General features: G+C 62.1%; 9 protein-coding genes. 8 read left to right on the top strand and 1 reads right to left on the bottom strand.

Annotated features, from left to right (window positions below; translation table 11 throughout):
• Positions 1–1,341 (bottom strand): phenylacetic acid degradation bifunctional protein PaaZ (gene paaZ, locus WFM46_RS22110; RefSeq protein WP_336998558.1); only part of this gene is annotated, 1,341 nt, incomplete at its 3' end.
• 282 nt (positions 1,342–1,623) lie between these two features.
• On the opposite strand from paaZ, the gene paaA reads away from it, so the two are divergent.
• From paaA to WFM46_RS22070, 8 genes are all read left to right on the top strand, one after another.
• The gene (gene paaA / locus WFM46_RS22105; RefSeq protein WP_103179813.1) at positions 1,624–2,553 is read left to right on the top strand and encodes a 1,2-phenylacetyl-CoA epoxidase subunit PaaA; all 930 of its coding nucleotides are present in this window, start codon (positions 1,624–1,626) and stop codon (positions 2,551–2,553) included.
• An 11-nt stretch (positions 2,554–2,564) separates the two neighbouring features.
• A complete protein-coding gene (gene paaB, locus WFM46_RS22100; RefSeq protein ID WP_103179812.1) occupies positions 2,565–2,852 on the top strand; it encodes a 1,2-phenylacetyl-CoA epoxidase subunit PaaB in 288 nt (95 codons plus the stop codon).
• A gap of 8 nt (positions 2,853–2,860) precedes the next feature.
• On the top strand, positions 2,861–3,607 hold the full coding sequence (paaC, locus tag WFM46_RS22095; protein ID WP_156654616.1) for a 1,2-phenylacetyl-CoA epoxidase subunit PaaC: 747 nt from the start codon (positions 2,861–2,863) through the stop codon (positions 3,605–3,607).
• 14 nt (positions 3,608–3,621) lie between these two features.
• Complete coding sequence (paaD, locus tag WFM46_RS22090; protein ID WP_114314794.1) at positions 3,622–4,119, top strand: 1,2-phenylacetyl-CoA epoxidase subunit PaaD; 498 nt, start codon at positions 3,622–3,624, stop codon at positions 4,117–4,119.
• 7 nt (positions 4,120–4,126) lie between these two features.
• Positions 4,127–5,197, top strand: a complete 1,071-nt coding sequence (gene paaE, locus WFM46_RS22085) for a 1,2-phenylacetyl-CoA epoxidase subunit PaaE (RefSeq protein ID WP_159339404.1) — start codon at positions 4,127–4,129, stop codon at positions 5,195–5,197.
• A complete protein-coding gene (gene paaF, locus WFM46_RS22080) occupies positions 5,194–5,961 on the top strand; it encodes a 2,3-dehydroadipyl-CoA hydratase PaaF (RefSeq protein WP_336998557.1) in 768 nt (255 codons plus the stop codon). Before paaE ends, paaF begins: the two co-directional genes overlap by 4 nt.
• A 2-nt stretch (positions 5,962–5,963) precedes the next feature.
• A complete protein-coding gene (paaG, locus tag WFM46_RS22075) occupies positions 5,964–6,749 on the top strand; it encodes a 2-(1,2-epoxy-1,2-dihydrophenyl)acetyl-CoA isomerase PaaG (protein WP_159339402.1) in 786 nt (261 codons plus the stop codon).
• Between the two features lies 1 nt (position 6,750).
• Positions 6,751–6,964: 3-hydroxyacyl-CoA dehydrogenase NAD-binding domain-containing protein (locus WFM46_RS22070; RefSeq protein WP_336998556.1), on the top strand; the 214-nt coding region annotated here is incomplete at its 3' end.

The raw sequence follows: 6,964 nt of genomic DNA, 5'->3' as shown, positions 1-6,964 counted from the left end.
GCCGTGGGCGCGGGCGGCGCCGGCGTTAACCTGACGCGCAAGGCGCAGATCGGCGCTGACCAGCGTCCCGGCGAGACTGCTTTCCCTGGCGCGGGCAAGGGCCATGGCGTGCTCGCGATCCTGATACGGCATCAGAGTGGCGACCGGGCCAAAGGCTTCGGTGGCGTGTACGGCAGGGGTTTCATCCGGCTGCGGGCAGAACAGCAGCGTCGGCGGGAAGAAGGCCCCGGCAGCGTTCAGGTCGGCTTTCCCGCCCAGACGAATCTGGCAGCCCGCCGTGACTAAAGTATCCACTTTCTCCTGCACGTCAGCGCGCTGCTCGGCGTTGACCAGTGAGCCCATTTTGATCCCTTCCTGAGCCGGGTCGCCGACAGCCACTTTTTCCAGCCGGGCGATCAGCGCCTGGCTGACAGCCTCCACCTGCGCCTGCGGAACGATGATGCGGCGGATCGCGGTACATTTCTGCCCGGCTTTCGCGGTCATCTCCCGCACCACTTCGCGAATGAAAAGGGCAAACTCCGGCTGCTCCGGGGTGACGTCATCCCCCAGCACGCAGCAGTTCAGGGAGTCCGCTTCCATGGTGAAGGGAATCGATTTTGCCACGATGTTCGGATGGACGCGCAGCTTCAGGCCAGTGTCGGCGGAGCCGGTAAAGGTCACCACGTCCTGGCTGTCGAGCTGGTCGAGCAGATCCCCCGCGCCGCCGCAGATCAGGCTGATGGCGCCCTCCGGCACCAGGCCGCTGTCGACGATCGCTTTCACCATCGCCTGGGTCACCTGGGCGGTGGCGGTGGCCGGTTTAATAATGGCAGGCATCCCCGCCAGCCAGGTCGGGGCCAGCTTTTCCAGCATTCCCCAGCAGGGGAAGTTGAACGCATTGATGTGGACGGCCACGCCGGACTTCGAGGTCAGCACGTGGCGCGCGGTAAATCCGCCCTCTTTTGAAAGCGGGATCAGCTCATCTTCCGGCCACAGGGTATCGTCCGGCAGTTCGCGGCTGCCCAGGCTGGCGAAGGTAAAGAGGGTGCCGATCCCGCCCTCGATATCCACCCAGCTGTCGGCGCGGGTCGCCCCGGTCTGTGCCGACAGAGCATAAAAGGTCTCTTTCTGGCTCAGCAGATGTTTCGCCACCGCTTTCAGCATGGCGGCACGTTCGATAAAGGTCATGGCATGAAGCGCTTCGCCGCCTTTCTCAATGGCGTAGCGACGTGCGGCGGCCATATCCAGCCCTTCGCTGGTAACGGACCAGAGGGATTCACCGCTGATGGCGTGTTGAATGGTGCGCTCACGGCCCCGGCCTGACTGCCAAGTACCGGACAAGAAGCTGGCTAACTGCTGCATCTTTCTCTCCAGATGGTTCGTGATTTCACTATAAATAGTTCGTTTGTGAATCATAAAAAGCAAGTGACTTGTTAATGTTTTATTAACATTGTGATCTCGCTTAATCTTCTTCGCTCCCGCAGGCCGCGTCGCATATGGAGTGTGGAAATCTCTTGCGAGCCTCATCACAAAACGAATAAACGATTCTTGGGTTATTCATTAACCTTTGTGTAACTTTTATAAAACAAAGTGATTCATCATTGAATAATATTTAGCAGTTAAACGAATCAAAAGGGTGATGACGTGACGGAAGAACAACGCTTTGAGCAGCGCATCGCGCAAGAGACGGCCATCGAGCCGCAGGACTGGATGCCTGACGCGTACCGTAAAACGCTGATCCGCCAGATTGGTCAGCATGCGCACTCCGAAATTGTCGGCATGCTGCCGGAAGGGAACTGGATCACCCGCGCCCCGACGCTGCGCCGTAAGGCCATCCTGCTGGCGAAAGTGCAGGACGAAGCCGGGCACGGGCTCTACCTCTATAGCGCGGCGGAAACGCTGGGCTGCGCCCGGGAAGACATCTACCAGAAGATGCTCGACGGCAAGATGAAATACTCCTCCATCTTCAACTACCCGACCCTGAGCTGGGCGGATATCGGCGTGATCGGCTGGCTGGTGGATGGCGCGGCCATCGTTAACCAGGTGGCGCTGTGCCGGACCTCCTACGGCCCCTATGCCCGGGCGATGGTGAAAATCTGTAAAGAAGAGAGCTTCCACCAGCGTCAGGGCTTTGAGGCCTGCATGGCCCTGGCCCAGGGTAGCGAAGCCCAGCGCCAGATGTTGCAGGACGCCATCAACCGCTTCTGGTGGCCAGCGCTGATGATGTTTGGCCCGAACGACGACAACTCACCGAACAGCGCCCGCAGCCTGGCCTGGAAGATCAAACGTTTTGGCAATGACGAGCTGCGTCAGCGCTTTGTCGACAACACCGTGCCGCAGGTGGAAATGCTCGGCATGACTGTGCCGGATGCGGATCTGCAGTTCGATGCCGAAAGCGGTCACTACCGTTTTGGCGAGATCGACTGGCAGGAGTTTGACGAGGTCATCAACGGCCGCGGCGTCTGCAATCACGAACGTCTGGCCGCCAAGCGTAAAGCCTGGGAAGAGGGGACGTGGGTGCGCGAAGCCGCACTGGCGCACGCCGAAAAACAACACGCCCGCAAGGTCGCATAAGGGGAATCAAGATGAGCAAAACATACTGGCCGTTGTACGAAGTCTTTGTCCGCAGCAAGCAGGGATTATCCCACCGTCACGTGGGCAGCCTACATGCCGCCGATGACCGTATGGCGCTGGAAAACGCGCGCGACGCCTACACCCGCCGTAATGAAGGCTGTTCCATCTGGGTGGTGAAGGCGAGCGAAATCGTCGCCTCCCAGCCAGAAGAGCGCGGTGAGTTTTTCGACCCGGCGGAGAGCAAGGTCTACCGCCATCCGACCTTCTACACCATCCCTGATGGCATCGAGCACATGTGAGGCAAGGGATGAAAACGTTAACGCAATATGTTCTGCGCCTGGGGGATAACGGGCTGGTGCTATCCCAGCGGCTGGGAGCGTGGTGTGGTCACGCCCCGGAGCTGGAGATTGACCTCGCGCTGGCCAATATCGGCCTCGACCTGCTGGGCCAGGCGCGCAACTTCTTAACCTACGCCGCCGAGCTGGAAGGCGAGGGCGACGAAGACACGCTGGCCTTCCAGCGCGACGAGCGCCAGTTCAGCAACCTGCTACTCGTGGAGCAGCCCAACGGCAACTTCGCCGACACCATCGCCCGTCAGTACTTTATCGACGCCTGGCACGTGGCGCTCTTTACCCGTCTGACCCAGAGCCGTGACAAGCAACTTGCCGCCATCGCCGCCAAATCCATCAAAGAGGCCCGCTACCACCTGCGCTTCAGCCGCGGCTGGCTGGAACGCCTGGGCAACGGCACGGAGATCTCTGCGCAAAAAATGCAGCAGGCGGTCAATGACCTGTGGCGTTTCACCGCTGAGCTGTTCGAGGCGGACGAGATTGACCTGACGTTGGCTGCCGAAGGTATCGCCGTCGATCCGCGCAGCCTGCGCGACGCGTGGGAAGCGGAAGTCTTTGCCGGGCTGAACGAGGCGACGCTGAGCGTGCCGGGCGAGTCCGCCTACCGCACCGGTGGCCGTAAAGGGCTACACACCGAACATCTGGGGCCGATGCTGGCAGAGATGCAATATCTGCAGCGCGTCTATCCCGGCCAGCAGTGGTAATCCAGGAGAGCGCCATGCAACACGCCGTCCAACTCACCCCCGCCGCCGTCCCGCAGATCTGGTCTCTGTTAAGCCAGATCCCGGACCCGGAGATCCCGGTACTGACCATTACCGACTTAGGGATGGTGCGCAGCGTGACGCCGCAGGATGAGGGCTGGGCCATCGGTTTTACGCCGACCTATTCCGGCTGTCCGGCCACCGATCATCTGATGGGGGCGATCCGCGACACCCTGACCGCCCACGGCTATGGACCGGTGCAGATCACCCTTCAGCTCGACCCGGCGTGGACCACCGACTGGATGACCCCGGACGCCCGGGAGCGTCTGCGCCAGTATGGCATCAGCCCACCGGTCGGGCACAGCTGCCATGCGCATCTGCCGGCTGAAGTGACCTGTCCGCGCTGCGCCAGCACCCGCACCACGCTGATCAGTGAATTTGGTTCCACGGCCTGCAAAGCGCTCTGGCGCTGCGACAGCTGCCGCGAACCCTTCGACTATTTCAAATGTATCTGAGGTCGCCATGACAACGTTTCATTCCTTAACGGTGGCAAAAGTGGAACCCGAAACCCGCGATGCGGTGACCATTACCTTCGCGGTTCCCCAGCCTTTGCAGGAAGCGTATCGCTTCCGTCCGGGCCAGCATCTCACCCTGAAAGCCCATTTAGCGGGCGAAGAGCTGCGCCGCTGCTACTCCATCTGCCGCAGCGTTCAGCCGGGCGAAATCAGCGTGGCGGTAAAAGCCATCGACGGCGGGCGCTTCTCGCGCTATGCCCGGGATGAGATCAAGCAGGGGATGGCGCTGGAGGTGATGGTGCCGCAGGGGCATTTTGGCTATCAGCCGCTGGCCGAACGGGAAGGCTGCTACCTGGCGATTGCCGCCGGTTCCGGCATCACCCCGATGCTGGCGATCATCTCCAGCACCCTGAAAACCGAACCGAAAAGCCAGTTCACCCTCATCTACGGCAACCGCAGCAGCCAGAGCATGATGTTCCGCCAGGCGCTGGCCGATCTGAAAGACAGCTATCCGACCCGCCTGCAGGTGGTCAATATCTTCAGCCAGGAGACCCTGGACAGCGAGCTGCTGCACGGGCGCATCGACGGCGAAAAACTGCAGGCGCTGGCGAAGCACTTAATTGACTTCAGCCAGTTTGATGAAGCCTTTATCTGCGGCCCGGCGGCGATGATGGACCAGGCGGAACAGACGCTTAAGGCGCTGGGGATGCCGGAGAAATCGCTGCATCTTGAGCGCTTCAACACGCCGGGCACAACCATTAAACGCACCCATTCGGTACAGACCGGGGGGCAAAAGGTGACGGTGCGCCAGGACGGGCGCGATCGCGAGATCACCCTCACCGCCGAAGACGAAAGCATTCTGGATGCCGCGCTGCGCCAGGGGGCGGACCTGCCTTACGCCTGCAAAGGCGGGGTCTGCGCCACCTGCAAATGCAAGGTGGTGCGCGGCAAGGTGGATATGGTGACCAACTACAGCCTGGAGCCGGATGAACTGGCGGCAGGCTACGTGCTGAGCTGCCAGGCCCTGCCGCTGACCGGCGACGTGGTGGTGGACTTTGATGCGAAGGGGATGGCATGAGCGACCTGATTGTCACCCGTCACGGTCGGGTATTGCTCCTGACCCTTAACCGCCCGGCGGCGCGTAACGCCCTGAACAATGGCCTGCTGAGCGAAGTGGCGACCACCCTGGAAGCTGCCGCCGTAGACAGCGAGATCTCGGTGTGCGTGATTACCGGCAACGAACGCTTCTTTGCCGCCGGAGCCGATCTGAACGAGATGGCGGAAAAAGATCTGGCCGCCACCCTCAACGACATTCGCCCGCAGCTGTGGGCGCGCATCAACGCCTTCAGTAAGCCGCTGATTGCCGCCGTCAATGGCTACGCCCTGGGCGCGGGGTGCGAGCTGGCGCTGCTCTGCGATGTGGCGATTGCCGGGGAAAACGCCCGCTTCGGCCTGCCGGAAATCACCTTAGGCATTATGCCGGGCGCGGGCGGCACGCAACGGCTGATCCGCAGCGTCGGCAAATCCCTCGCCAGCAAAATGGTGCTGACCGGGGAAAGCATTACCGCCCGTCAGGCGCTGGCGGCCGGACTGGTGAGCGATGTACATCCCGACGCCCTGACCCTCGAATATGCTCTCAAGCAGGCGGCGCTGATGGCGCGCCACTCCCCGCTGGCGTTGCAGGCGGCGAAGCAGGCGTTACGGCAGTCTCAGGAGGTGGCCCTCACCGCCGGGCTGGCCCAGGAGCGTCAGCTCTTCACCCTGCTGGCGGCCACCGAGGATCGCCGGGAAGGGATCGACGCCTTCCTGCAAAAACGCACCCCTGAATTTAAAGGACGCTAACCATGGATTTTATTCTGAGTCACGTTGAGCAGGGGGTCATGACCCTTACCCTGAACCGCCCGGAGCGGCTCAACAGCTTTAACGAAGAGATGCATCAGCAGCTGGCAGCGTGTCTGACCCAGGCCGAGCGCGACGAGAGCGTGCGTTGTCTGCTGATTACCGGCGCCGGACGCGGTTTTTGTGCCGGGCAGGATCTTAACGACCGTAACGTCGACCCGAACAGCCCCGCGCCGGATCTCGGCATGTCGGTGGAGAAATTTTACAACCCGCTGGTACGCCGTCTGGCAAAACTGCCCAAGCCGGTGATCTGCGCGGTGAACGGCGTGGCCGCCGGAGCGGGGGCGACCCTGGCGCTGGGCTGCGACATCGTTATCGCCGCCCGTTCGGTGAACTTTGTGATGGCCTTCAGCAAGCTCGGTCTGGTGCCAGATTCCGGCGGCACTTGGCTGCTGCCGCGTCTGACCGGGCGCGCCAGGGCGATGGGCCTGGCGCTGCTGGGGGAGAAGATCAGCGCTGAGCAGGCACACGCCTGGGGGATGATCTGGCAGGTCGTGGATGATGCCGAACTGACCGACACCGCCCGTCAGCTGGCCGTGCATCTCGCCACCCAGCCGACCTTTGGCCTGGGGCTGATCAAGCGGGCGATCAATGCCGCCGAAACCAATACCCTGGACGCGCAGCTGGATCTGGAGCGCGACTATCAGCGCCTGGCCGGGCGCAGCGCCGACTACCGGGAAGGGGTCAGCGCCTTCCTCAACAAACGCGCGCCGCAGTTTACGGGGAAATAAGATGACGACAATTCATACCGTGGCGGTGATCGGCAGCGGCATCATGGGAGCCGGGATCGCCGAAGTGGCGGCGAGCAACGGCCACCCGGTGCTGGTCTATGACATCAACGCTGAGGCCATCTCCCGCGCCATTGACGCCATTCGCAGCCGTCTCGAATCCCGCGTGGCGCGCGGCAAGCTCGCCCCGCATGACGCCGAACAGACGCTCCAGCGTC

The sequence above is a fragment of the Leclercia sp. M50 genome (assembly GCF_037150775.1).
Classification (GTDB): Bacteria; Pseudomonadota; Gammaproteobacteria; order Enterobacterales; family Enterobacteriaceae; genus Enterobacter.
Note: the sequence above shows the minus strand (reverse complement) of the source record. Positions and strands in the feature narration are given on the sequence as shown.